The 25,235-nt window shown below is 71.7% G+C and carries 23 protein-coding genes; 12 read left to right on the top strand and 11 right to left on the bottom strand.

Features of this window, described 5'->3' with window-relative positions:
* Window positions 1-117: 117 nt before the first annotated feature.
* The 3 genes from otsB to LUZ64_RS13640 form a co-directional block, all read right to left on the bottom strand.
* Entirely contained in the window at window positions 118-969 is an 852-nt protein-coding gene (gene otsB, locus LUZ64_RS13650; RefSeq protein WP_095583367.1) for a trehalose-phosphatase, read from the bottom strand.
* A gap of 202 nt (window positions 970-1,171) precedes the next feature.
* Window positions 1,172-1,414 carry a DUF3263 domain-containing protein gene (locus tag LUZ64_RS13645; protein ID WP_232390465.1) on the bottom strand — a complete coding sequence of 81 codons (243 nt, stop codon included), beginning with the start codon at window positions 1,412-1,414 and terminating at the stop codon, window positions 1,172-1,174.
* A 10-nt stretch (window positions 1,415-1,424) separates the two neighbouring features.
* Window positions 1,425-2,702: an ABC transporter substrate-binding protein gene (locus LUZ64_RS13640; protein WP_095581448.1), complete on the bottom strand. Its 1,278-nt coding sequence runs from the start codon at window positions 2,700-2,702 to the stop codon at window positions 1,425-1,427.
* Window positions 2,703-2,876: 174 nt separating this feature from the next.
* Between LUZ64_RS13640 and LUZ64_RS13635 the strand changes: the two genes are divergently transcribed.
* From LUZ64_RS13635 to LUZ64_RS13615, 5 genes are all read left to right on the top strand, one after another.
* Window positions 2,877-3,947, top strand: a complete 1,071-nt coding sequence (locus LUZ64_RS13635; RefSeq protein ID WP_232390466.1) for an SIS domain-containing protein — start codon at window positions 2,877-2,879, stop codon at window positions 3,945-3,947.
* 33 nt (window positions 3,948-3,980) lie between these two features.
* On the top strand, window positions 3,981-4,934 hold the full coding sequence (locus LUZ64_RS13630; RefSeq protein ID WP_095581447.1) for an ROK family protein: 954 nt from the start codon (window positions 3,981-3,983) through the stop codon (window positions 4,932-4,934).
* Complete coding sequence (nagA, locus tag LUZ64_RS13625) at window positions 4,934-6,145, top strand: N-acetylglucosamine-6-phosphate deacetylase (RefSeq protein ID WP_095581446.1); 1,212 nt, start codon at window positions 4,934-4,936, stop codon at window positions 6,143-6,145. Before LUZ64_RS13630 ends, nagA begins: the two co-directional genes overlap by 1 nt.
* Window positions 6,146-6,372: 227 nt before the next feature.
* Window positions 6,373-7,335 (top strand): 1-phosphofructokinase family hexose kinase, encoded by a 963-nt coding sequence (locus LUZ64_RS13620; RefSeq protein ID WP_095581445.1) that lies wholly within the window; start codon window positions 6,373-6,375, stop codon window positions 7,333-7,335.
* Window positions 7,336-7,569: 234 nt separating this feature from the next.
* Window positions 7,570-8,421, top strand: coding sequence for a class II fructose-bisphosphate aldolase (locus tag LUZ64_RS13615; protein ID WP_232390467.1), 852 nt, complete (start codon window positions 7,570-7,572; stop codon window positions 8,419-8,421).
* Between the two features lie 3 nt (window positions 8,422-8,424).
* On the opposite strand, the gene LUZ64_RS13610 is transcribed toward LUZ64_RS13615, so the two are convergent.
* Both LUZ64_RS13610 and cdgB read right to left on the bottom strand, forming a co-directional pair.
* Window positions 8,425-9,363, bottom strand: coding sequence for a CBM35 domain-containing protein (locus LUZ64_RS13610; protein WP_095583508.1), 939 nt, complete (start codon window positions 9,361-9,363; stop codon window positions 8,425-8,427).
* Window positions 9,364-9,561: 198 nt separating this feature from the next.
* Window positions 9,562-11,319: a diguanylate cyclase CdgB gene (gene cdgB / locus LUZ64_RS13605; protein WP_095583509.1), complete on the bottom strand. Its 1,758-nt coding sequence runs from the start codon at window positions 11,317-11,319 to the stop codon at window positions 9,562-9,564.
* A gap of 501 nt (window positions 11,320-11,820) precedes the next feature.
* Between cdgB and LUZ64_RS13600 the strand changes: the two genes are divergently transcribed.
* Window positions 11,821-12,372, top strand: a complete 552-nt coding sequence (locus LUZ64_RS13600; RefSeq protein WP_095583513.1) for a flavin reductase family protein — start codon at window positions 11,821-11,823, stop codon at window positions 12,370-12,372.
* Between the two features lie 181 nt (window positions 12,373-12,553).
* Here LUZ64_RS13600 and arfB read toward each other — a convergent pair whose 3' ends face one another.
* Window positions 12,554-12,991: an alternative ribosome rescue aminoacyl-tRNA hydrolase ArfB gene (gene arfB / locus LUZ64_RS13595; protein ID WP_095583510.1), complete on the bottom strand. Its 438-nt coding sequence runs from the start codon at window positions 12,989-12,991 to the stop codon at window positions 12,554-12,556.
* A gap of 174 nt (window positions 12,992-13,165) precedes the next feature.
* On the opposite strand from arfB, the gene LUZ64_RS13590 reads away from it, so the two are divergent.
* Together LUZ64_RS13590 and LUZ64_RS13585 are read left to right on the top strand one after the other, a co-directional pair.
* A complete protein-coding gene (locus LUZ64_RS13590; protein ID WP_087926791.1) occupies window positions 13,166-13,741 on the top strand; it encodes a TerD family protein in 576 nt (191 codons plus the stop codon).
* 289 nt (window positions 13,742-14,030) lie between these two features.
* Window positions 14,031-14,843, top strand: a complete 813-nt coding sequence (locus tag LUZ64_RS13585; protein ID WP_232390468.1) for a hypothetical protein — start codon at window positions 14,031-14,033, stop codon at window positions 14,841-14,843.
* 74 nt (window positions 14,844-14,917) lie between these two features.
* Here the strand turns inward: LUZ64_RS13585 and LUZ64_RS13580 are convergent, their stop codons facing one another.
* The gene (locus tag LUZ64_RS13580) at window positions 14,918-15,562 is read right to left on the bottom strand and encodes a class I SAM-dependent methyltransferase (RefSeq protein WP_095583511.1); all 645 of its coding nucleotides are present in this window, start codon (window positions 15,560-15,562) and stop codon (window positions 14,918-14,920) included.
* Window positions 15,563-15,628: 66 nt separating this feature from the next.
* Complete coding sequence (locus tag LUZ64_RS13575) at window positions 15,629-16,078, bottom strand: glycine-rich domain-containing protein (RefSeq protein WP_095583512.1); 450 nt, start codon at window positions 16,076-16,078, stop codon at window positions 15,629-15,631.
* Between the two features lie 438 nt (window positions 16,079-16,516).
* Between LUZ64_RS13575 and LUZ64_RS13570 the strand changes: the two genes are divergently transcribed.
* Window positions 16,517-17,257: a transcriptional regulator gene (locus tag LUZ64_RS13570; protein ID WP_095583514.1), complete on the top strand. Its 741-nt coding sequence runs from the start codon at window positions 16,517-16,519 to the stop codon at window positions 17,255-17,257.
* 330 nt (window positions 17,258-17,587) lie between these two features.
* Here LUZ64_RS13570 and LUZ64_RS13565 read toward each other — a convergent pair whose 3' ends face one another.
* Window positions 17,588-18,709 (bottom strand): Gfo/Idh/MocA family protein, encoded by a 1,122-nt coding sequence (locus LUZ64_RS13565; RefSeq protein ID WP_232390469.1) that lies wholly within the window; start codon window positions 18,707-18,709, stop codon window positions 17,588-17,590.
* A 108-nt stretch (window positions 18,710-18,817) separates the two neighbouring features.
* Between LUZ64_RS13565 and LUZ64_RS13560 the strand changes: the two genes are divergently transcribed.
* Window positions 18,818-19,627, top strand: a complete 810-nt coding sequence (locus LUZ64_RS13560; RefSeq protein WP_095583729.1) for a TetR/AcrR family transcriptional regulator — start codon at window positions 18,818-18,820, stop codon at window positions 19,625-19,627.
* Between the two features lie 1,175 nt (window positions 19,628-20,802).
* Window positions 20,803-21,708, top strand: coding sequence for a CAP domain-containing protein (locus LUZ64_RS37495; RefSeq protein ID WP_170116889.1), 906 nt, complete (start codon window positions 20,803-20,805; stop codon window positions 21,706-21,708).
* Window positions 21,709-22,248: 540 nt separating this feature from the next.
* On the opposite strand, the gene LUZ64_RS13550 is transcribed toward LUZ64_RS37495, so the two are convergent.
* Both LUZ64_RS13550 and LUZ64_RS13545 read right to left on the bottom strand, forming a co-directional pair.
* Window positions 22,249-23,640, bottom strand: a complete 1,392-nt coding sequence (locus tag LUZ64_RS13550; protein WP_232390470.1) for a hypothetical protein — start codon at window positions 23,638-23,640, stop codon at window positions 22,249-22,251.
* 362 nt (window positions 23,641-24,002) lie between these two features.
* A complete protein-coding gene (locus LUZ64_RS13545) occupies window positions 24,003-24,896 on the bottom strand; it encodes a helix-turn-helix domain-containing protein (RefSeq protein ID WP_095581712.1) in 894 nt (297 codons plus the stop codon).
* 115 nt (window positions 24,897-25,011) lie between these two features.
* On the opposite strand from LUZ64_RS13545, the gene LUZ64_RS13540 reads away from it, so the two are divergent.
* Window positions 25,012-25,218: a hypothetical protein gene (locus LUZ64_RS13540; RefSeq protein ID WP_095581713.1), complete on the top strand. Its 207-nt coding sequence runs from the start codon at window positions 25,012-25,014 to the stop codon at window positions 25,216-25,218.
* Window positions 25,219-25,235: the final 17 nt, after the last annotated feature.

The raw sequence follows: 25,235 nt of genomic DNA, 5'->3' as shown, positions 1-25,235 counted from the left end.
CGCCTGATCCGGCTGATCCGCCTGATCCGCCTGATCCGCCTGATCCGCCTGATCCGCCTGATCCGCCTGATCCGCCTGATCCGGCTGATCCGCCTGGTCCGGCTGATCGGCCGGTCCTCAGCCCGGCGGGCCGCCGGCCCGCTCCGCGAGGGCGTCCAGCAGCGCCACCACCCCGCCCGGCCCGTCGACGACGAGATCGGCGCGCTCGGCCAGCTCGGCGACCTCCGCGCTGCCACTGCACACCAGCACGCCGGGCAGCCCCTCGGAGCGCAGCTTCTCGACGGCGGCGAAGGCGGCGAGGTCGCCGAGGTCGTCCCCGGCGTAGAGGACGGCGGCGGCGCCGGTCTCGCGGACGTAGGAGGCGAGTGCGGCGCCCTTGTCGACACCGGGCGGGCGCAGCTCCAGGACGAGCCGCCCGGGCTCGACGATCAGGCCGTGCCGGGCGGCGAGCTCGGAAAGGGGGCCGCGCAGGGCGTCGAAGGCGGCCTGCGGGTCGGCGGCGCGGCGGGTGTGGACGGCGATGGCGCGGCCCTTGTCCTCGACCCAGGTGCCCCGCCAGGCCCCGGAAGCGTCCAGGACACCGGGGAGCTCCGCCTGGACGGCCGCGACGCCGGGGTGCGGGGCGGGCGCGCTGACGGTGCCGGTCGCGGCGTCCCAGCGCTCGGCGCCGTAGTGCCCGAGGACGACGAGGTGCGCGAGCTCCGGCACTCCGGCGAGGCCGCCGTACCGCACGGCGACCCCGGCGGGCCGGCCGGTGATCACGGCGACGGAGCGGAGGCGTGGCGCGAGCCGGGCGAGCGCGGGCACGGCACCGGGGTGGGCGCGGGCCCGCTCGGGGTCGGGCACGATCTCGGCGAGGGTGCCGTCGAAGTCGAGGGCGACGACCGCGCGGTCCGGGCACGCCAGCAGGGCGGCGAGCCCGTCACGGCCTGCGGGGGTGACGGGGGTGGGGAGCGGGTGACTGCCCATGGGGGTGACAGTACCGGGCGGGGGCGCGGGGGCGGGGGCGGACGCCCGGATCCCCGGGCCCGGGTGTCGGCGGGGACGGGGATGCGGTGGGTGCCGCTGCGCGGAGCCTTCCCCGCCCCGCCCTTCCACGCGACCGGGGAGGTCCCCGGGCCCCCTTTCCGAGCTGCCGCGCGGTGTCCTCAAACGCCGGACAGGCTGAAATTCACCTTCGCTCGCGGCGGGCGTCGCGCACCCGCCGCAGCCGGTTGACGGTGACAGGATCGTGAGCGAGGGCGCGTGGGTCGTCGAGCAGAGCGTTGAGAAGCTGGTAGTAGCGGGTCGGGGTGATGCCGAGCCGCTCGCGGACGGCCCGTTCCTTCGCCCCGGGTCCGGGCCATGTCCGGCGCTCCAGGGCGAGGACGGCGCGGTCCCGCTCGGAGAGGCCGGACTCTTCGTACGCGCTCACGTTCGTCAGCCTAGCGGGCCGCGATCTCCTGGGAGTCGGCGTCGCGCTTGATCTCGCTGAGCACGCTGGCCGGGTCGCCGCCCTTCTTGACCACGGAACCGATCTTCTCCTTGAGGTCCTTGCTGACCTTGGCCCAGGAGGTCTTGTCCGCGGGGTAGAACGTGGCGTTCTCCAGCTGCTCCAGGAACTGGCGCAGGTCCTTGTGCTTGGCGTCGCCGAGCATCTGGGCGGAGGCGCTCGACGTCACGGGCAGCAGATCGTACTGGCCGGTGAAGTCCAGGACGTTCTTGGTGCTGTAGACGAAGTCGAGGAACAGGCCGATCTGTTCGCGGTTGCCGTTCTGCTTGAAGGCCATCATCCAGTCGGCGACGCCCATGGTGGACTTCGCCTTGCCCTTGACGCCCGGCAGCGGCGCCGTCATGTACTTGACGCCCTTGGCGGTGGCCTGCTGCATCAGCGTGGGGTGGCCGTGGAGCATGCCGACCTCGCCCCGGCAGAACGCGTCGAAGACGTCCTGGCGGTTGGTGCGGGCGGGGTCGCCGGAGCCGGTGAGGCCCTTGCCGACGAACTCGTCGCGCAGCCATTCGAAGGTGCGGACGTTATCCGATGAATCGATGGTGTACGAACCGTTGTGGTCGGTGTAACCGCCGCCACCGCTGAGCATCCACAGCATCGTCTCGGCGGGCGCCTCCTCGGGGCCGAGCGGCAGACCGAAGGGCATCTTGACGCCCTTGACGCTCTGGAGCTTCGTGGCCGCCGCCTTGAGCTCGTCCCAGCTCTCCGGCGGCTTGGCTATGCCGGCCTGGGCGAAGAGGGTCTTGTTGCAGAAGAGCAGACGGGTGGAGCCGACGAAGGGCAGACCGTACTGCACCCGGTTCACCTCGCCGGCCTTGGCGATCGAGGCGATGAGGTCGGCCTGGGTGGGTACGGTGAGGAGCTGCTCGGCGGAGTAGAGCTTGCCGGCGGCGGCGAAGTCGGCGTAGGCGCCGATCTGCGCGAGGTCGGGGGCCTTGCCGGCCGCGACCATCTCGGCGACCTTCTTGTCGACCTCGTTCCAGCTGTAGACCTCGACGTCGACCTTGATCTTGCTGTTCTTCTCGTGGAACTCGCGCGCGAGGGCGTCCCAGTACTTCTTCGAGCTGTTGCCCGGCTTGTCGCCGTAGTCGGCCGCGACCAGCTTCAGCGTCGTGGCGCCCGACGCTTCGCTGCCGCACGCCGTCAGAGCGGGCGCCAACGCCGCCGTGGCGGCGCCCGCCGCCGTCAGACCCAAGAACCGCCGCCGCTGCACTACCGCTTCCCGCCTTCGTGGTTCGTCCGTCGCTGGAGAGCGTGAGTCTCTCCCGCGCGCCACCTTACGGTCTAGCCGACTCCGGTTTCGCTTCGGTATCGCTCTTCCCCCCTGTGGCGGCGGGCTGCTATCCACGGTCTGACGCGTTCCGCACCTGGTAAGGAGCACCGGCACATGTCCGACATTCCCGCTTCCGCCACGTCCTCCGGCCGCACCTCGGCCGAGATCCTCACCCAGCCCTCCCACTGGCTCCGGGCCGCGGCGGCGGCCGCCGCCGCGCCGGGTCTGCCACGGCCCGGGGAGCGGGTGGCCGTGACCGGGTGCGGCACGTCGTGGTTCATGGCGCAGGCGTACGCGGCGCTGCGCGAGGCGGCGGGTCAGGGCGAGACGGACGCGTTCGCGGCGTCGGAGTTCCCGGTGTCGCGGACGTACGACAGGGTCGTGGCGATCACCCGGTCCGGGACGACGACCGAGGTGCTCGACCTGATCGGCGAGGTGCGCGAGCGGTGGGAGGTCCTCGCCGTGACCGCCACTCCCGGGGCGCCGGTCGTACCGGCCGCGGACGAGGCCGTGGTCCTCGACTTCGCGGACGAGGAGTCCGTGGTGCAGACGCGCTTCGCGACGAGCGCCCTGGCGTTCCTGCGGGCGGGCCTGGAGCGCCACGGCCGCTGGACCGCCACCCGGCCGGTGGCGGAGGCGGCGAAGGACGCCGAGTCGACGACCGTCTCCCCCCTCCCGCCCGCCGCCCTGGCGGCCGAGCAGTGGACGTTCCTGGGCACGGGCTGGACGTACGGCCTGGCCCAGGAGGCGGCCCTGAAGATGCGCGAGGCGGCGGGCGCCTGGACGGAGGCGTACCCGGCGATGGAGTACCGGCACGGCCCGGTGTCGGTCACGGGCCCCGGCAGGGTGACCTGGATCTTCGGCGAGGTCCCGGCGGGCCTGGCGGAGGAGGTGACGGCGACGGGCGGCACGCTGATCACATCGGAGGGCCGGGATCCGATGGCGGACCTGATCCGGGCGCAGCGGCTCGCTGTCGCGGTGGCGGAGGGGCGGGGTCTGGACCCGGACCGGCCGAGGAACCTGACGCGGAGCGTGATCTTGAATTCAGCCCGGCCGGCGTTTGAGGCCACCGCGCGGAGCGCGGAAAGGGGGCCCGGGGGCGGAGCCCCCGGTTACGGGAAGGGGCGGGTAGGGGACAAGGCCCCGCGCGGCGGCACCGACAACGCACAGCACCAGGTGGACTAGACCTTTCATGGCGCCGCACGCGACACTGTCCCCGTGAACCACGTCCTCGCCCTCGACGTAGGCGGCACCGCCATCAAGGCCGCCCTCATCGCTCCCGACCACCGCATCCTCCACGAAGCCCGCCGCCCCACCCGCCGCGAGCGAGGCCCGGAGGCGGTCGTCGGCGGCATCCTGGACTTCGCCGCCGAGCTGCGGGAGCTGGGCCGGGAGCGGTACGGCCGGCCCGCCGAGGCGGCCGGCGTGGCCGTGCCGGGCATCGTCGACGACGTGGCGGGCACGGCGGTCTACGCGGCGAACCTCGGCTGGCGTGACGTCCCCCTGCGCGACCTGCTGAGCGCGCGGCTCGACGGGACGCCCGTCGCCCTCGGCCACGACGTCCGCACCGGCGGCCTCGCCGAGGGCCGGGTGGGCGCGGGCCGGGGCGCCGACCGCTTCCTGTTCGTACCGCTGGGCACGGGCATCGCCGGGGCGATAGGCATCGACGGCCGCATCGAGAAGGGCGCCCACGGGTACGCCGGCGAGATCGGCCACATCTCCGTACGCCCGGGCGGCCCGGAGTGCGGCTGCGGCGGCCGGGGCTGCCTGGAGACGCTGGCGTCCGCGTCGGCGGTCTCCCGCGCCTGGGCGGAGGCGAGCGGCGACCCGGAGGCGGACGCGGCGGACTGCGCCAAGGCCGTGGAGTCGGGCGACCCGAAGGCGCGGGCCGTCTGGCAGGAGGCGGTCGACGCGCTCGCCGACGGCCTGGTCACCGCGCTGACCCTGCTCGATCCGAGGACCCTGATCATCGGTGGTGGGCTGGCCGAAGCGGGGGAAACGTTGTTCGCTCCCCTGCGCGCCGCCGTCGAGCGGCGGGTCACATTCCAGAAACTCCCCCTGATCGTCCCCGCCGCGCTGGGGGACACCGCCGGCTGCCTGGGCGCGGGTCTGCTCGCCTGGGACCTGCTGGCCGCGCACCACCCCACCACTCCCACGGAGGTATCCGCCTGATGGTCGAACGAACGGTTCTCGCCGGTGCCCGCGTGGTGCTGCCGACCGGTGTCGTGGAAGGGGGCCACGTCACGGTGGAGGGCGGCCGCGTCGCCGGGTGCGGGGTCCAGGAAGGCGCACGCGGGGTGCGGGAAAGCGCGCGCGGGGCCCAGGAAGGCGCACGCGACGGACAGCGCACGCTCGACCTCGCCGGCCACTGGATCGTCCCCGGCTTCGTCGACATGCACGTCCACGGCGGCGGCGGCGCGTCCTTCTCGGCGGGCGACCCCGAGGAGGCCCTGACCGCGATCCGCACGCACCGCGCGCACGGCACCACGACCATGGTCGCGTCGACGGTCACCGGCGACCTGGACGACCTGGCGCGGCAGGCGGCGGTCCTCTCGGAGCTGACCGAGCAGGGCGACCTGGCGGGCATCCACTTCGAGGGCCCGTTCATCTCCCCGCACCGCTGCGGCGCGCACCAGCCGGAGCTCCTGCGGGACCCGGACCCGGCGGACGTGCGCAAGCTCGTCGAGGCGGCACGCGGCGCGGCCCGGATGATGACGCTGGCGCCGGAGCTCCCCGGCGGCCTGGACTCGGTCCGCCTCCTCGCCGACCTCGGCGTCGTCGCGGCCGTCGGCCACACGGACTCGACGTACGAGGCCACGCTCGACGCGGTCGAGGCGGGCGCGACCGTCGCGACGCACCTCTTCAACGCGATGCCGTCCCTGATGCACCGCGCGCCGGGCCCGATCGCGGCGCTGCTGGAGGACGACCGGGTGACGGTCGAGCTGATCAACGACGGTACGCATCTGCACCCGGCGGTCCTGGAGCTGGCGTTCGCCCGCGCGGGCGCGGACCGGGTCGCCTTCATCACGGACGCGATGGGCGCGGCCGGGATGAGCGACGGGATGTATCCGCTCGGCCCCATGAGCGTGGAGGTCAAGGACGGGGTGGCGCGGATCGCCGACGGCCCGACGGCGGGTTCGATCGCGGGTTCGACGCTGACGCTCGACACGGCGTTCAAGCGCGCGGTGACGGTCGACCGGCTGCCGGTCGAGGACGCGGTACGGGCCCTGTCGGCGACCCCGGCGCGGCTGCTGGGCGTCGGCGACCGGGTCGGCTCGCTGGAAGCGGGCAAGGACGCGGACCTCGTCGTGCTCGACGCGTCGTACGACCTGGTGGGTGTGATGCGCAAGGGCGAATGGGTGGTCTCTCCCGAAGCGCGGTAGTTTCTCCCGCTTCTGACGGGGCATCGAACAGCGGCGGCGGTGCCCACGGTCTGGGCCTGCCGCCGCTGTTTTGGCATGATCGCTCGCGCGGTCGTCGTACGGCGACACGCAGTCGGCACACCGCAGACACCGTACGGACACACCCGCACGGACACACCCGCAAGGGCACCGAGAAACACCGCCGTCGACACCGCCGTCACGCCGGCCTGGTCATGGGAGAGCCGCCGATGATCCTTACGGTCACGCTCAACACCGCGCTCGACCTGACGTATCACGTCCCACGTCTGGAGCCGCACGGCTCGCACCGCGTCACCGAGGTCACCGAGCGGGCGGGCGGCAAGGGGCTCAACGTGGCGCGGGTGCTGGCGGCGCTGGGGCACGACACGGTCGTCACCGGGTTCGTCGGGGGCGCGACGGGGACCACCGTGCGCCGCCTGCTGGCCGAGAGCGCCCCGCGCGAGGGCCTGGCGATCGGCGGGGTCGCGGGTACGGCGGGGCGGCTGACCGACGCGCTCGTCCCTATCGGCGGGCGTACGCGCCGTACGGTCGGCGTCGTGGACGCCTCCACGGGCGACACGACCCAGCTGAACGAGCCGGGCCCGGACGTCACCCCCAAGGAGTGGGCGGGCTTCGCCGACACCTACGCCCGCCTTCTTCCGGAGGCCCGCGCCGTGGCGCTGTGCGGCAGCCTGCCGCCGGGGGTGCCGGTCGGCGCGTACGCCCTGCTGGTGCGGAAGGCGCGGGCGCTGGGCGTGCCCGTGCTCCTGGACACGAGCGGCGAGCCGCTGCGCCGCGCGGTGGCCGCGCGCCCGGACGTCGTCAAGCCGAACACCGAGGAACTGGCCGCGCTCACGGGCTCCACGGAGCCGCTGCGGGCGGCCCTGGACACCCGGCGGCGCGGCGCCCACGCGGTCGCGGCGACGCTGGGCCCGGCGGGCATGCTGGCCGTGACCCCCGACGGGGCGTGGCGCGCGGCGCCGCCCCGCCGGATATCCGGCAACCCGACGGGCGCGGGCGACTCCGCCTCCGCGGCCCTCCTGTCGGGCTGGGTGGAGAACCTCCCCTGGCCGGACCGGATCGCGCGCGCGGTGGCCCTGTCGGCGGCGACGGTACGTACGCCGGCGGCCGGCGAGTTCGACGCGGCGGCGTACGAGGCGCTGCTGCCGCAGGTGAAGGTAGCCCCGGCGTGAGGTGACGGCGTGCCGCGCCCCGGACACGCGGCGAGACGTCCCGGGACGGCACGAGGTGTCACGCGGTACGCGACCCGCGACCGCAGCCCGCAGCCCGCAGCCCGCAGCCCGCAGCCCGCAGCCCGCAGCCCGCAGCCCGCAGCCCGCAGCCCGCAGCCCGCAGCCCGCAGCCCGCAGCCCGCAGCCCGCAGCCATGAACCGCCCTTGGTCCGTCCCCGTCACGGAAGGCCGCTCATGCCCCTGGTACGCACCGCCGAGCTCGTCACCGCCGCCCGCGAGGCCGGGCGCGCGGTCGTCGCCTTCAACGTCATCACCCTGGAGCACGCGGAGGCGATCGCGGCCGGCGCGGAGCGCGCGGGCGCGCCGGCGATCCTTCAGATCTCGGAGAACGCCGTGAAGTTCCACGGCGGGGACGTGGGCCCCGTCGCGGCCGCGACGGCGGCCGTGGCCGCCGCGTCCCGGGCCCGGCTGGCGCTCCACCTCGACCACGTCGAGTCGGCGGACCTGCTGCGGGCGGCGCACGCGCACGGCTTCGGCTCGGTCATGTTCGACGCGTCGAAGCGCGGCTACGGGGAGAACGTCAAGGCCACGGCCGAGGCGGTCCGTTGGGGCCACGCGCGCGGCATCTGGGTGGAGGCGGAGCTGGGCCGCGTCGGCGGCAAGGCGGGCGAGCCCCCGCTGGACGCCCACGCGCCGGGCGTCCGCACGGACCCGGCGGAGGCGGCGGCCTACGTGGCCGACACGGGCGTCGACGCCCTGGCCGTCGCGGTCGGCAGCGCCCACGCCATGACCACCCGCACGGCCGCCCTCGACCACACCCTGATCACGGCCCTCCGCGAGGCCGTCCCGGTCCCCCTGGTCCTGCACGGCTCGTCGGGCGTCCCGGACGAGGAGCTCCGCCGCGCGGTGACGGCGGGCATGACCAAGATCAACGTAGGCACGGCCCTGAACACGGCCTTCACGGGCACGGTCCGCGCCTTCCTGGAGGCCCACCCGTCGACGACGGACCCGCGCAGGTATCTGGTCCCTGCGCGGGAGGCGATGGTGGGGGCGGTGGAGGGGTTCCTGCGGGTGGCGGGCGGGTGACCGTCAGGCTCCGCCGGGGGTCAGCGACACCTGGTCGAGGTGCACCTCGCACTTGTTGCCGGTCTGGCAGAAGACCTTGATGGTGTTCTTGCCTTCCTTGAGGTCCACCTGGGTCCAGCTGCCCATCCAGTTGGTGGACCACTCGCCGGGCTTCGACCCGCCGTGGTTGCCCAGGCGTATGGGCAGCTTGTTGGTCTCGCCGTTGACGGCGACCGAGAGCTCCCCGTCCTTGCCGGGGACGCCGTAGGTGACGTTCAGGCGGTACGCCCCGGTGCTCTTGACCGCGACCTCCCACTCGACGCCCGCCCCGGACGCTTCCAGGCCCTTGATGTAGGCGCCGCCCTCGGACTTGGCACCCGCCACCTCCGTGGCGGTGGTGGCGCCGCCGAGCAGCCGCAGGCTGGCCGCGTCCCGCTTCTGGAGGCCCACCGCCGAAGGATTGCTCGGAGTCTGCTTCTTCTCCGGCTCCTTCGGCTTGTCGTTCTTCTTGCCGTCGTCCTCGCCCGGCTTGTCGTCCCCGCCGCCCGTGGCCCCCGCCTGCGTGCTGCCCTTGTCGTTGTTGCCGTTGGTCATCATCGCGACGCCGATCCCGCCCGCGACCACCGCCACGACGGCGATCGCCGCGATCAGCAGCCCGCGCCGCTTCGGGCGCGCGACGTGGCCGCCCGGGGCGGCCGGGGGCATCGGCTGGCGGGGGGCGCCGCCCGGGAGCGTCTCCGGGGCCGCGTAGTGCGGCGACGGGGACTGCTGGCGCGGGGGCTGCGGGCCGTACTGGCGGGAGCCGACCGGGCGGACCTGGTGGTACGAGGTGCGGGGGACGCCGGGGCGGCGCTCTTCCGGGCCGCTGTCGGCGTTGTTCCCGTCGCCGCCTTCCGAGCGGTACAGGTGCGCGAACGGGTCGTCGTTCTCCGGCGTTCCCGCGCCGTTATTACCGGCCGTCATCCCCTGTCACTCCCAACCTGGTATGCCCATCGACGCCCACGTGCGTACGCGTCACGGACCACTGCTGCCGAGCCGGGGCGGCCCGGGAGGCTCAAACGGTCCGGATGGCCAAAAATTCACGATCGATTCACGGTAGGCGGCGGTGCCGCATCGGCGCAGCCTACCCCGATACGGCGATACCACGCCCTGGTACGGACCTCAGCCCGCCCGCCGCCCCGCCTTGGCCCGTGACCGCTTTTCGACGTACATCCGCTGGTCGGCGGAGTGCAGCACCTCGTCCGCGGACATTCCACAGCCTGCCCAGCCGATCCCGAAACTCGCGCCGACCCGCACGGCCCGCCCGTCGACCCTTATCGGCGGGACGATCGCGTTGCGCAGCCGCACCGCGAGGTCCTCCGCGTCGGCCTGGCCCAGGCCGTCCGCCAGCACCACGAACTCGTCGCCGCCGAGCCGGGCGACCGTGTCGCCGTCGCGCACGCCGTTGCTGAGCCGCCGGGCGACCTCGATGAGGACCGCGTCCCCCGTGTGGTGCCCGAACCGGTCGTTGATCGACTTGAAGCCGTCCAGGTCGCAGAAGAGGACCGCGAGCCCCTTCGTCCCGTCGTCCTCGCCGTCCTCGTCCGGCGCGACGGCGTGGACGTGGCCGGGATAGGTGCCCACGCCGCAGGCCGTCCCGCTGTGCTCCGCGCCGAACTCGCCGGTCGCGCAGTCCGGCGCGCAGTCGTTGGCGTACTCCGGCGGGTAGTCCGCCCCCGGCTCGGAGCCGAAGCCGTGCTGCCCGTACTGCCCGAAGGGCCCGCCCTCGGCCTCGGTGAGGCCGTCCAGGCCGCCGTAGGGCGCGACCGCCGCCACCGGGGGCTCGCCGCCGGGCGGCGTGCCGCACAGCCGGCTGCTGAGCCGGGCCCGCAGCTCCGCGCTGTTGGGCAGGCCGGTCAGCGAGTCGTGGCTGGCCCGGTGGGCGAGCTGGAGCTCGTGCCGCTTGCGCTCCTCGATGTCCTCGACGTGGGTCAGGAGGTAGCGCGGCCCGTCGGCGGCGTCGGCGACCACCGAGTTGCGCAGCGACACCCAGACGTACGTGCCGTCCCGGCGCGCGAGCCGCAGCTCGGCCCGGCCGCCCTCGGCCGAGGTGCGCAGCAGGGTGCCGACGTCCTCCGGGTGGACGAGGTCGGAGAAGGAGTAGCGGCGCATCTGGGACGCGGGCCGGCCCAGCAGCCGGCACAGCGCGTCGTTGGTGCGGTGCAGCCTGCCGTGCTGGTCACCGCCCATCTCGGCGATGGCCATGCCGCTCGGCGCGTACTCGAAGGCCTGGCGGAAGCTTTCCTCACTTGCGCGCAGCGCCTGCTGCTCACGCTCCAGACGGACCAGTGCCCGCTGCATGTTTGCGCGAAGTCGAGCGTTACTGATCGCAATCGCCGCTTGGAAGGCGTACATCTGGAGCGCCTCCCGGCCCCAGGCGCCGGGGCGGCGTCCGTTGCGCGGCTGGTCGACCGAGATGACGCCCAGGAGCTCGCCGCCGGCCGCGCCCGCCGTGTACATCGGGGCGAAGAGGCGGTCCATGGGGTGCCATTCGTCGGGGAACCGCGGCGCGGGCCCGGCGGTGTGCCACTGGGGCACGTCGTCGTTGTCGAGGACCCAGCCCTCGGTGTACGGGATGAAGCGCAGCGAACCCCACTGGTCGGCCATGGCCAGGCGCCGCTCCCACGACACCCGCGAGCCGACCCGGCCCGCCATCAGGGCCTCCGCGCCCGCGCTCCCGGCGACGGCGGCCACGACCAGATCACCGTCCGGGCGTACGAGGTTGACGGCCGAGAGCTCGTAGCCGAGCCCGGTGATGATGCCGTCCGCGACGGTCTGCAAGGTGTCCGCGAGGCTGCGCGCCGTGTTCAGATCGGCGACCACTTGATGCAGGCCCCGCAAGGTGGCCAGGCGGACATACGGCTCCGACTCGGTCTCCATCTTCGCTCTCCCCCGAGACCTCGACAGCAACTCCAAAAGCTTCTTGTCGTCCGTTTACCACGGCCACTGAATCACAGCGAGCTGACCACTCGGTACACAGGGTCAACAATTACCGCCCTCTGTGACTCATGTCACAGTGCGTGATGAAGTACTACTACTGGCGTTCGAGCGCGCTCTTATGCTTCGTGAACGCAAATCCGTCAGCGGAGCGACCATCCGCGAGAACCTCCCTGAACGACCATCCGTACAGACGCCGTCCGGGGCCCTTTCGGATGCCTGCCGACCACGACTCCCGTGACGTTCCGGAGCCATCGGGGGGCGCGCGGTCACACGACGGGCGCCGAACGAGCGGGGAGACGGATCGGATTCGGACGCCGTACGACATGCTTCGGTCACTCTTCGAGCACCCTTACGGCACCCTTTAGACACCCTTTGACCTAGGACCGGCCTGGTCCTGAAGCCCGATGCGACAGACCTGGCCGGACGGCTAGCGTGCACAGCGTGTTGCAGACGACTTCGCCCCACGAGACCGCCATACCCCATGCTGAGGGGGTGAGCGCCGATGACTTCCGTGCCGCCCTGGGCCGCCTCGCAGCGGGTGTGGTGCTGGTGACCGCCCACGACCCGGAGCACGGCCCCCGCGGCGAGGACGTCGGCATGACGGCCACCGCGTTCCTGTCCGTGTCGCTGGAGCCGCCGCTCGTGATGGTGAGCGTTCGCAACGACTCCCGGATGGACGACCTCCTGGAACGGCAGCCCCTGTGGGCGGTCTCGGTGCTCTCCGAGAGCCAGCGGCACATCGCCGGACGTTTCGCCATGAAGGGCCGCATCAGCGACCGGCTGCTGTTCGAGGACATCCCGTACGAGCGGGGCGCGGCGGTCGGCGCGCCGCTGGTGCGGGGCGCGCTGGCGGTGCTGGAGTGCCGCACGGAGCAGCGGGTGCTCGCCGGGGACCACACGCTGGTGATCGGCCGGGTGCTGACGGCGACGGCGCCGAGCACGGAGGGCGGGCCGCTGACGTATTTCAGGGGGAAGTACCGCCGCCTGGGCTGACGGTTCGGCGCGGACGAGCCGGGTCGGCTTCGGGCCCGCAGGGGCCCGCACGGGTCCGGGAACGGCTCGAAACGGCCTGCGCCCGACGCGAGACGGAGCCGGCGCGAGACGGAGCCGACGCGAGACGGAGCCGACGGAAGTCAGGACCCGCAGACCCCGCGAACCCTGCGGACCCCGCGCCCTACCCCCAGTCCCGCCCCGACCTGCCCCGCTTCGTATCGGCCCGCTGCTTCTTCTCCCGCAGCCGGCGTTCGTTGATCCCGCGGGGGATCTTCGTCGCCCGGCGGGGCCGCGGCGGCGGCGCCGTGGCCTCCGCGAGCAGCGAGGCCAGCCGGACGGCCGCGGTCTCGCGGTTGCGCCACTGGGACCGGTGCTCCGACGCGCGTACGGTCACGACCCCGCCGACGAGCCGGTTCGCGAGCCGCTCCAGCGCGCGCTCCTTCCACACGTCGGGAAGGGCGTTCGTAGCCGCGAGGTCGAAGCGGAGCTCGACCTGGCTGTCGCTGGTGTTGACGTGCTGGCCGCCGGGGCCGGAGGAGCGCGAGAAACGCCACTGGAGCTCGGCCTCCGGCAGGGAGACCGAGCCGCGGATGACGTAGGGACCGGACATGGTCCCCATGATCCCGCGTCGGAACGCGGTGCGTCACCTCGTTTTGCGCCCCGTGCGCGGGCGCGGCACATCAGGGATTGGCAAAGAAAGTAAAGCAGTGTGGAACCCTGGGTCCCCCTTGTGGCGTTAGTCAGGGTGACGGTGGCCTCATGGCCGCGACGCACTCAGAAAGGGACCATCCCCATGGCTGTAAGCCTGTCCAAGGGCGGCAACGTCTCCCTCACCAAGGAGGCCCCGGGCCTGACGGCCGTCACGGTCGGCCTCGGCTGGGACGTCCGCACCACCACGGGCACGGACTTCGACCTCGACGCGAGCGCGATCGCCGTGAACCCCACGGGCAAGGTCTACTCCGACGCCCACTTCGTCTTCTTCAACAACAAGTCGACGCCGGACCAGTCCATCGTCCACACCGGTGACAACGTCACGGGCGCCGGCGAGGGCGACGACGAGCAGATCAACGTCAACCTGGCGGCTCTCCCGGCCGACGTCGAGAAGATCGTCTTCCCGGTCTCCATCTACGACGCCGTGACCCGCAGCCAGAACTTCGGCCAGGTCCGCAACGCCTACATCCGCATCCTCAACCAGGCCGGCGGCGCCGAGATCGCCCGCTACGACCTCAGCGAGGACGCCGCCACCGAGACCGCCATGGTCTTCGGCGAGCTGTACCGCAACGGCGCGGACTGGAAGTTCCGCGCCGTGGGCCAGGGCTACGCCTCGGGCCTGGTCGGCATCGCGCAGGACTTCGGCGTCAACGTCTAAGACTGGTGACCTGACCTGCGGAAACACGGCGCTGACCGGTGCTGAGTCAGCACGGAACCAGCACCGTATGACCCTGGTCAGCACGAAGACCCCCCAACTAACCCTTGGGGGGTCTTCTTCATGTGCGGGTCAGTGGCTCGTCAGGCGGCCTGTGCCATCTCTTCTGGCCCGCTCGGGGCTTCCGCCCTTGATGGCCGTGAGCTGAGGCCGCATGGCGGCTTCCATGGCCTTCCGGGCGCGTTCCCAGGACTCCGGTACGAGGTGCCCGTACGTGTCGGCGGTAATGCGGATGGACTTGTGTCCGAGCCAGCGGCTCACCTCCAGCAGTGAGCAGCCAGCATGGTTCATCCTGCCCTTCCTCCTCGGCTCGGTGCCCATGCTCGACGACGACCGGATCACCCTGCCGAAGATCGACGGCGGGGAACTCTCCAACGCCTACGCCTGGGCCACGGCCCGCCCCCGGGTGATCACCCTCGCCGAGGACGCCCGGCCGCTGTGGCGGATCGTCCGCCGGTACGCCCGGATCCTGGGCGAGACCCTGCCCGGGGAACAGGCTGTGTTCATCGAGCGGACCGCAGAGCAGACCCTCAGGGTCGCGGCCTGCCTGGCAGCCTCCGAGTGCTCCGAGACCATCACGGACGGCATGCTGTTCGCCGCGTTCACCCTCGTCCGCCGCTCGGTGCAGGACGCGGTCCGGATCACGGGAGTGAGGGACATGGTGTCCCTCAGTCGCAAGCGTCAGCCGCTCAGCCTTGCCGACAAGGTCCGGGCCCGGATCGAGATGCACGGCGGCCGGGCAACGTCCTCTCAGATCCTCCCCTTCGTAGGGGCGACGGCAGCCGAGGTGAAGGCGCTGCCGGGAATCGTCGTCACCGCCGATCGGTCGGGGAAGACCGGCCGACCGGCCACCGTTTTCACGCTCCGCGGTGACGATTCCCGTCACCCGGACCGACAGCCGGCCACCACCCAGAGCGACAGTCAGCAGTCGGCGACCGTGGTCCGTTTGGACGCCTACCGCCCCACTCCCCAACAGGCCCTGGAGCCCAGGCCGGTGAAGCGGTCGGCACGGCTGGAGGAAAATCCGTTCCTCGCTTTGCTCTAACCCATCGAAGCAGCCCCGGCCAGTCAGGCCGGGGCTGCTTCGTTTGCTCGGACGGGTGGGTGGGCCCGTTCCTCTTATGCCTCGGCCCGCACGACCAACGTCCCTTCGTGCTTGCCATCCGGCGGATCGATGGTCTCTGCCGTGATCTTCTTGAAGCGGGCCGATGCCAACAAGGCCGTCCACTCGCCGGGGGAATAGTCCCAACGCGACACTGCACGTGCTTCTCGGAGAGGTTCCCCCGGCTGCGGGTCAGGCTGCGGTGGCTTGTGCGAGAACACGAACGCTCCGCCAGCGGTGAGGCTCTGCCGCACCAGCGGAAGGAGCGTCATCGGGTTGGTGAACCAGACAGGCCCGAAGATGGACAGAACGACGTCGAAACTGTCGGGATGGGCGGCCAGGAACTCCGTTGCTTCTGCCGTCCAGAAGGAGAGCCCGGGAAGGTGGCCCCACCGGGCTTCCGCCTTTTCGCATTGAGTGGGAGCAATGTCGATGCCGACGCACACGGCGCCGAGCGTCGAGAGGTGAGCAAGGTTGCAGCCGGTACCGCACCCGAGTTCCAGTACGCGACGCCCCTGGACCTTGCCTATCACCGACTCGTCGGGGCCGTGGTCGGCGTACTGAGTCCAGTTCAACCACGTGGTGGCTCCAGCGGCGTTGTGGGTCCTGCGTGGCGTTCGGCCGGCCGCGTAGCGTTCCCACGCTGTGGTGACTGCTTCCATGCCGTTCCTTTCACGCGTGATGGCTCCCCCAAGCCGGGGGAGCCATCCGTCTAACAAACCTCGCTGTTACTTCCCGCCGACCGGGCTGTCAGTGCACCCGGCGTGGCACTGCGAGCAGTCAGTTTCACTGGCGTTCCAGAGCTCGTGGTCGATGGTGAACCCGGCTGCCTTGATCGTCTCGACGGTTTCCCTCAGCGAAGGTGCCTGGCTCACGTTCTCCTGGGGGAGGTGCGGGACGTGGTGGATGTAGTGTCCGGCGACCGCGTTGCAGAAGGCCGTGTAATTGATCGTGTCCAGCACGAACGAGTGAAGGCCGAGATCGACGCTCGGAGCCGGGCCCATGCGGACGTCGGGGCGCTCGACGGAGGTCACGAGGTACGCGATCGTCTGACCGAAGGTGCGCTCGGCGAGTCCTCGATCCGTCCCGTGGTCGCGCATGATCAGCCGTACTTCGCGCTCCCAGACGTCGGGAGCCACCCGGGACCGGGGGTCCCGGGTTTCGACTGCTGTTGTCATCGTGCGTCTCCTTCTCCTGTTGGAGTGGTGGTGCACTGCACTTGCCGGCCCGGCCGACTGGGGTCTCCCAGGCACCGGGAGCTTGGGGGCCTGCCCTCCGCCCCGTGCGTACGCCACGCAGTCCTCCCTTCTCCATGACCCTCGTCGTGGGTGACCTTCCAGCCCTCAAACCGGCTCATCGCATGCGCCGAAGGACGGCGAGACTGTGCACGTTGCGGTGGTGCTTGTCGTGTGCTCATCAGCTCGTCCCTTCGGCCGCTGCCCCCGTCAGTGCCATAGGTGTACCGGCGCGGCTCACGTCCGCGCGGCGACCGTCAAGGTGTCATTCCGGCGTCATTGATCGGTCAAAACCCGTGACCAACTGTCGCCCGGCGTCCTACTGTCGAAGACGTGGCCGAACCCAACACGATCCTTCGCGCCGTCAGAATCAGCCTGCGTATGTCCCAAGACGATCTGGCTCTCGCCATACGTGAAGACGGGAAGGAACGCGGTGAGCCGAACGACTGCGCCAAGCGCAACGTGCAGCGATGGGAGGCCGGGAAGGTCGGCATGCCCAGGCCGGTCTACGTCCGGTCCTTAGAGCGGGTCACAGGGCTGCCGATCGAGGCCCTAGGGTTCGCCATACCGGTCCCGAACGCTCGGGCGACGGACACGGGCACGACCAACGGGCACGGACGGCCGGTGCAAGGAGAGGCGGTAAAGGTGGGAGCCATCGCAGCCCCGGGAGGTGCTTTTCCTATGACCAAGCACAGCGATCACGGCACCCTGTCGGGGATCTGGCTGTCCCGGTACGAATTCCACTCATCAGGCCGAGCATCCGACTTCAGCGGCGAGCACTACGTGGTGATCATCCAGCACGGCAACAAACTCACCGCGCGATCCCTGCCGGAAGGCTCCTCCAACCCTGACTCACCGCTCACCCTCGACCTGACAGTCGAAGGGAACGTCGTCACGGGGACGTGGCGAGAGGAGACTGCCCAGGACGGCTACTACGCCGGAGCGATCTACCACGGAGCGATTCAGCTGCTGGTCGAACCCACCGGCCGGAAGATGACCGGGAAGTGGGTCGGCTTCGGCAAGGACTTCGACGTGAACACGGGCCCGTGGGAGCTCACGTTCAAGGATGCCTCCACTTCGAAGGCCACCATGGCGGAGTACAACCGATCTCCGGCAGGATGACCCGCTGCCGGCCAACCGGAGTGGGACATTGAGGAGTCCTACAGGTCAGCACGAAGTCAGCACGGTGCCACCCTCTGACCAGGGCATTTGGCCCTACCGCGCCAGCGGTGCTATGCGCCCTGGTCAGATAGGCTCCGGACTTCGGCGTCAACGTCTGAGTTCGCGGCTGAAGCGTGCCGGACGGGCTGATTGTCAGCCCGTCTGGGGGCACCTCCCAGCGGTAGCTGGGGGAGTTTGAGGACCGGGGGTCCGGGGGCGGAGCCCCCGGTTTCGGGAAGGGGCGGGGCTGGGGAAAAGCCCCGCGCAGCGGCACCCACCCGCACCGCACCGTCACCCCACCCCCCGCCGCACCCCCGTCCCCGCCGACACCCGGATCGCGTCGAGCAGACGATGCACCCGCACCCCCTCCTCGAACCCCGGAGTCGTCCGCGCCCCCGTCCGTAGATCGGACGCGATCCGGCCGTACATCTGCGCCACGTTGAACCCCTCGGCCCCGAGCGGCATCCCCGCCGCCCACCGGTGCCGCCGAGGTACGGGCATCTCCCGCTGCGCGCTGTCGACGACATGGCTGCCGAGCAGCCTCAGTTCCCCTATCTGGATGCCCGCCGCGCCGTTCGGCCCGGCGGAGACGAGGGCCAGGTCCCCGCGCGTGCCGGAGATCTCCACCCGGGTGCGGGCCTCCGAGACCTTCGCCCCGTGGATATGGGCCGACACGACCGCGCCGTCGGCGAGCGTCCCGTTGAGGAGCAGGTGGTCGGGGCTGGTCACCTCCACCGCGGCGCCGGTCTCGGCGACGGTACGGACGGGTGTCCGCACCGACAGGCCGGCGGACAGCTCGGCGAAGTCGCCGAGTACGTACTGGAGGGCGTCGAGGGTGTGCCCGCCCGCGACCTCCAGGATCCCGGCGCCGTTGCGCCGGTCGAGGATGTAGGCCGCCCAGGCCGGGACCTGTCCCGCCGCGCCCATGCCGAGGGCGGAGTAGACGGTCGCGGAGGTCACCCGCCCCACATAGCCGTCGGCGATCAGTTCACGCGCACGGCCGATCGCGGGGGCGTACCGCGCCTGGAGCCCGATCGTGTGGTGGACGCCCGCCCCGCGAGCCGCCTCCGCGAGCTCCTCGGCCTCCTCGGTCGTACGGGCCAGTGGCCACTCGCAGTAGACGTGCTTGCCGGCGGCGAGCGCCGTCCGGACCAGTTCGGCGTGGGCGGGCACCTTGACGGTGAGGACGACCACGTCCACGTCGGGGTGTTCGGCGAGCTGCCGCGCGTCCCCGAACGCGTGGGCGGCGCCGAACACGTGGGCGGCCGCGCGGGCGCTCTCCGCGCTCCTGGTGCCGACGGCGCTGATCTCGAAGTCCGCTAACGACCGCAGGGCGGGCAGGTGCGCTCGTAGCGCCCAGCCCCGTTCCGCGTTGGCACCGATGATGCCCACGCGTATCTTCTTGGCTTCCATGCCCCTCTTCCCCCTCCCCCAACAAGCGGACAGGTCTTGTCCGTTTGGGTACCGGGTCACCCTAGCTAAGCGGACAAGATCGGTCCAGATGTTGGGTAGGGTCGTTCCATGACCCGACCCGGCGACACCGCCGACCACTTGCTCGACCCCTTGCCCGAGCGGACGCCCGGCCGACTGCCCGAGCCCCTGCTGGTCGACGCCTCCGGGCGCGTCCCCCGCGCCGACGCCCGCCGCAACGCCGAACGGCTCGTCTCGGCGGCCCGGGTGGCCGTCGCGGAGGTCGGCGTGAGCGTCACGGCGCATGAGATCGCCCGCCGCGCGGGGGTCGGGGTCGGCACGTTCTACCGGCGGGTTCCATCCCTGGAGGCGCTGCTCCGCACGGTGCTGGACGAGGTGCTCGACGAGATCCTGACCGTGGGCGAACGGGCCCTGGAGGACCCGGATCCGTGGAACGGCCTGTCCACGTTCGCCACCGCGTACGTGGGCCTGCGGACGGAGAGCTGCGGCATCAGCGAAGCCATGGGGGGTGCGTGCGGCGACGCCCTAGCCCCGCGCCTGGCCGGCCTGCGGGACCTCGTCCGGCGCCTGGTCGAACGCGCGCAGGAGGCCGGGGCCGTACGGGCGGACGTGCCGTGGCAGGACGTCCCGTTCCTCCTCGCGGCGGCGTCGACGAGCGCCCGCACGCTGGACATCCGCGCGAGCGACGGCCAGTGGGAGCGGAACCTCAGCGTGGTCCTGAACGGGCTGCGGGCCCGTCAGACGGAGCCGGTGACAGGGCAGTTGCCGGTTTCGTCGCGGAGTCCGTTGCCGGGGAAGGCGCCGGATCCGTTGCCGGGGAAGGCGCCGGATCCGTTGCCGGGGAAGGCGCCGGAGGTGGACGGGCCCACGGAGACCGCGGGGACCGCGCCCCAAGGCTGAAGCAGCGCTGGACGAGAGCCCGCGCCCTGCCGCTCCTCGGCCGCCTCCCGACGGCAGTCCCGGCACCGGGTCTCGTCCGCCACCGGCCGGAACACCCGCGCGCAGCCGCCGGCGCAGTCCCGTAGCGGCAGCGGGGCGAGGGGCCGGGCGCCGAGGGGCGGGGCGTCCGGCATCTTGCGGATCAGACGGTTCCTGATCAGGGCCACGGGTGAGTGCACACGATCGGGAAGCCCGTCCGTCAGGGCCTCACGCAGGTCCTTGACCGTGGCGCCGCGCAGGAGCCATTCCCCGGCGAGGGCGGCGAGTTGCCGCACGTCACTACCGGTGAGACGCAGCCTGCGGTCCCGGTGGGACACGGAGGCGATCACCAGTCCCCCGCGTTCGACCAGAGGTTGCGGAACGCCGTCCGCCGCAGCCGGTTCCGGGGAGGGCTGGGAGGGAGGGTTGTCCGTGTTCTCCCCGGTGTTGTGTGGGTGACGGCCGACGGACGGGGGTGTCGGCTCACCGACGGCCGGTACGGCGCCGGTCGGACGGAACCCGTCCCGTAAGGACAGCGCCTCCTCGGCGGACAGCGGAACGTTCGACACCAACTGCGTCGTCGTCCACCGGCCGCGCGCGCTCTGACGGCGCCACTCGTGGACGTAGCCCTCCGCCATCAGCTCCCGCTTGGCGCGGATGAACGCGGTCTTCTTGATGCCTGCCTGGGCCGCGGTTTCCGACAGGGGGGTGTCGGCGTCACCCGGAAGGGACAACTGCCAGGTGAGCAGACGGACGGCGGCGGCCGAGAGGCGTGGGTGGCGAATGATGTCGTTCGGAACTTGGGAAAAGAATCGCTCGGGGGCGATAACATGCCGAAGCATCTCGGGGGACTCCTTGGGCCCTCGCGGTGAAGGCCCCCGGCCGGTGGTTGCACACCGTCGGGGGCCGCCGTCGTTCCGCAACGAAACCGACGGCGAATCCAGGCCACCGTATCGCGGGCGGACGCGTCCCGGACGCACACCAATCCCCGTATCTATGTGCGAAGTTGCAGCCCAAGGGCGAGCGCACCCGTAGCCCCGTACATCCGGCACCCGAAAATCTTTCCGGGATTTCTGTTATCCACGTCCGGCCCCCGCGTCTCCTGAGTGACAGGCCCAATGCTCGGCAGATTCGAACCGGAACCGGAAGTGATCCTCGTGAACCATGAGCCCACGACCTCGACGCCCGACCGCTCGCGCCGCCGCCGCGGCAAGCGGCCCCGCCGGGCGGTCGTGGTGACCGGAGCGGTCGCCCTCATAGCCGTCGCGGGCGGCGGCTACGGCGTGGCCCAGTCGCTGGGCGGCGGAGGCGGCAAGTCCGACCGGGCCACCGAGTCCACCTCCGTCCAGGCCGCGGACCGGGCCCCGGGACAGCCCGGAATACCGACGCCCGACGGGTCGGCCCCCGCGTCGGCCGCCCCGAGCAGCGCGGCTCCCAGCGCGAGCAAGGCAGCGGACAAGAAGCCCGGCGACAAGGCGTCCGACAAGCCGGGAAAGCCGGACGGAAAGTCCGACAACAAGGCCGGGAGCGACGCGGGCACCGACTCGAAGTCCCAGCCCGGCACCAGCTCCGAGACCACCACGACCGGCTCGGCCTCCAAGGCCGACACCCCCACCGGCGCCAAGCCCGCCCGTAAGGCCCCGGCCGCGGCCGCTCCCGCCGCCGGCGGCGGCAAGAACGGCTCGCACGTCCAGCAGGTGGTGGACATGGTCAACGCCGAGCGCGCCAAGCACGGCTGCTCGGCCGTGACCGTCAACGCGAAGCTCACGGCGGCCGCGCAGGGCCACTCCGACGACATGGCCGCCCGCGACTACTACTCCCACACCAGCCCCGAGGGCAAGGGCCCCGGCGACCGCATCACGGCCGCCGGATACCGCTGGAGCACGTACGGCGAGAACATCTTCAAGAGCCCCAAGGACGCCCGCACGGCGATGGACGGCTGGATGAAGAGCCAGGGCCACCGCGACAACATCCTCAACTGCTCGTTCAAGGAGATCGGCGTAGGCATCAACTTCAGCGCGAACGGCCCTTGGTGGACGCAGAACTTCGGCGCGTCCTCCTGACGCGAGGCGCAGGCCCGGGGAGCGGGCAAGGTGCCCCTCCCCGCCCACCGCGGCTACCGGGGCCCCGACTCGTTCGGGCGTACTGCGGCCGCCAAAGCAGTGCGTCCGCACGGTACGGGCGCTAAACTCATGTCCGCCTAGCCACGCAGTCGGCCGGGTGTACGGGCTCCCGGCCCGGCCAGTTGTTACCGGTAGCCCGCACAAGGGTGGCCCCCGCCACGGACCCGCCTGTCCGCAACGAGGGCCTCGGAGGATGCTTGGGCCGGAGGCTAATTTGCGTAGCCTCCGGTCAGCGCCGTCGCATCCACCTCCACAGTTCCCGGATCACCGCAGCGATCCGCTCCCGCACGCCGTCGTACTCCAACTCAGGGCGTATGCGGGGAAATCGCTGAATCAGGTGACGCGGTATCACCACAGGCGACTCTGCCGATCCCGCCCCCTTCCGATGGCGAGAACCTGCCCCCGAACTTCGGAGCGCCCTCCTGACACCCGTCACCGCCGCAGGGCGGACCGTGTCCACGCCGCGCCGGGGCCGGTCGGCTACCGGTCCACGATGTGGATGGGCGTGGAGTTCGAGGACCGGTCCCCCACCTGGAAGGCCAGCTGCGTATCCGCGTGGCGGGGGCTGCCGGTGGACTTCACGGCCACCCACATGGTGGAGATCGAACCCGCGCCCGCCAGCCCCAGGAGGACATCCGTGAAGGTGAGGGTCTGCCCGTCCGCGGACAGGGTCCCGAGCGAGTAGGACAGGCCGCCGGAGGCATCCCACACGGTGAGTGTGTACCCCGGGGCGCCTTCCTCGACGAACTGAAGTCCCTCCCCCGGGGGCAGGGTCACACGAACCGTGCGGCGGAGACCCGTGGCTTCCTCCTCCGCGCGCACCCTCACGCCCGGATACCCGGTCTCGCCCCCGGGCCTCAGCGTCACGTCCGGCGGCCCGCCCGGCACCACCGTGATCGCCGGGACCCGCCATTGCAGCACCACTTGACCGGGCTGGTAGTCGTCGCCGATCCCCGCTTGGTAGAGCGGGTCCGACTTATTGGCCGCGTAGCGGCCGGAACCCGCGATCGTCACCCCGCCCGACACACCCGGACCGGCCGCGAAGCCGCTGCCTCCGCCCCCGCCGCCGCCCACGGAAGCCGCGCCCGCGTCACAGGCGGCACCGCCGCCCCCCGCGTAGCCGGCCCCGCCTCCCGAGCCGCGCCACTGACCGTTCGGGACCTGGATGCCGGCGCCACCGCCGCCGCCCAGGCCGGTGATGGGTACGACACCGCCGGGCACCCCGCGGGCGTTGGCACCGCCCGGAGAACCGAGGTCGCCTCCCCGTCCCCCGCGGTTGCCGTGGTTGTCGGCACCGCCGGCCCCGCCCGTCGCCCCTACAGCGCCCTTGCCGGGGACGAACCCCGCACCCGCGGCTCCGCTGTGGCCGCCACCGGCCCCTCCGTTCCCGCCGCTCCCGTCCGTGAAGGAGGTGGAACCACCACCACCGCCCGCGACGAGCAGCGGCCGCTGCGACCGGGGGCTGTACAGCCCGCTCAGCCCGCCACCGGCGCCCAGGCCGGTGCCGCCCCCTCCGAAGCCTCCCGGCTGACCGACCACCACGTTCAGCGTCTCTCCCGGGACCACACTGATGTCACCCGACGCGAACCCCCCACCGCCGCCGTAGTGGCGGTAGTCGGGCCAGCTCTGGCCGCCCGCACCCCACACACGGGCGTTGATCACGGTGACGCCATCGGGAACGACGAAGCTCTGGACCGCGCCCGTGGCGTTCAACCGTAAGCAGTCGGTGTACGGAGGGATGGGCGTGCTCGCCACCGGGGCCGCCGCGACGTTCGCCAGCACGCGCAGCGTGGGCGCCTCCGGCGCGGGGGCCTCCGGGGCGGGCGCGGGTTCGGGGACGGCATCGAGAACGGGATCGGGCTGCTGGGGCACGGGGACCCTCCTGACCTTTCCTCGGATCACGGATCGCGGATCGGACGAACGTCCGCGCACCGCCACGCGAGGCAGGGCCGGGGCGCCCGGCACACATGCCGGTGGCGGCACCCCAGGGAGAATGCCTGGGGTCGGGTTCCCATAAAAGAGGGCGTATGCACCTAAAGCTGTTCTCTGCCACGCGGGGCGCCCGCCGGGTTTTCCTCAGCGACCACGGCCGCCCCACGTGCGCCGCCCGCGCGCCCCAGGACCTCTCCGGAGGGCTTCACGGCATCGCGCGTGGCTCCTGCCGCCCGCGTCGGGTGGGGCCACAATGTCCGGAACCGCCGGGGCCGTAAGAACTCAGACGCGCTTCAGGGCCGTCAGGAAGTCCACCCACACTCACTCGCGTACCCCGCGGCTACCGATTGGACAAGCTCCAAGGAGGCCGCCGGCGGCAGCGCGGTGGCCATGGTCAGGTCGTAAGCCCGTTCAAGGGCTGCCACGCGGGCAGGATCATCCATCAGTCCCCCGGAGTGGGCAGCCTCGGAATATGCGACCACCGGGGCATCCGCGAAGGCCATGAGTTTGAGCGATCCGGACAATGCCGGGACTGCCACCTCGAAGGGCAGCACCTGCAGGGTGATCCGTCGGGCGCGCGCCAGACGAGCCACATGCATGAGCTGTTCACTCATCACGGAGGCTCCGCCTACCTTGCGCCTGATGGTGTTCTCATCGATGACCGCCCACAACAAAGGCTTTGTTGGGTCCTCCAGGATGCCTTGCCTCTCGAGCCGCGCGGCTACCCGGGACTCAATCTCCGCATCCGACAGGCCCGGGTACCCCGCGAGGAACACAGCCCTCGCATACGCCTCCGTCTGGAGCAGCCCCGGCACGAACACTGGCGCGTACTCTCGGATCGCGTGGGCCAAGCCTTCCAGGTATGCCGCTTCCGCAAAGTACTCGGACAAGCCCTTCTTGTACGCCGATTCCGTGAAGTAGTGGACATTCAGCGAGCCGTTGATCAACTCATCGCACATTCGCCCGAAAAAGCCGTCGGACTTGAGCTCCTCGTCAATCCGCTGCGCCACCTCGGGCTGAGGTCTGCGAATGCCCGTCTCGAACTGCCCGATGTATGAGCCTGAACAGAACACCCGTAAGGCCAGCTCCTGCTGAGTCAACCCAGCGGCCTCGCGCCAGCGCTTCAGCTCGGATCCGAAAAAGCGCCACCCGGCCCTACCTTGGCCGAACTTGCCCGCTCCGCGACCATTGGCCACAGCCTAACTCCCCTGCCTTGCAGGCCCGTTGTAATGAGACCACCCCTTCCGAGGCTATCCCCACGCCGCAACGCTACGGACACAGTCAGCAAGGAATCCGCGAGGGGAACCACAAGTGATCGATCAGGCCAACCCGGGCACGGAGACAGGCACAAACACCGCCGCAACGGAAGAAGACCGCCGCCCCATCAACCTCCCCTGCCCCGACTGCACCCACCTCCGCGTGTCCCGGCACACCGCCTGGCTCGCGGGAGAGCACACCAAGGCCACGGACTACACCGTCCTCCTCCGAAGCCACTGGCGCAGCGTCCACCGCGCGTGACAAGAAAGGCGGCGCGC

The organism is Streptomyces albireticuli, from assembly GCF_021228125.1.
Classification (GTDB): Bacteria; Actinomycetota; Actinomycetes; order Streptomycetales; family Streptomycetaceae; genus Streptomyces; species Streptomyces albireticuli.
Note: the sequence above shows the minus strand (reverse complement) of the source record. Positions and strands in the feature narration are given on the sequence as shown.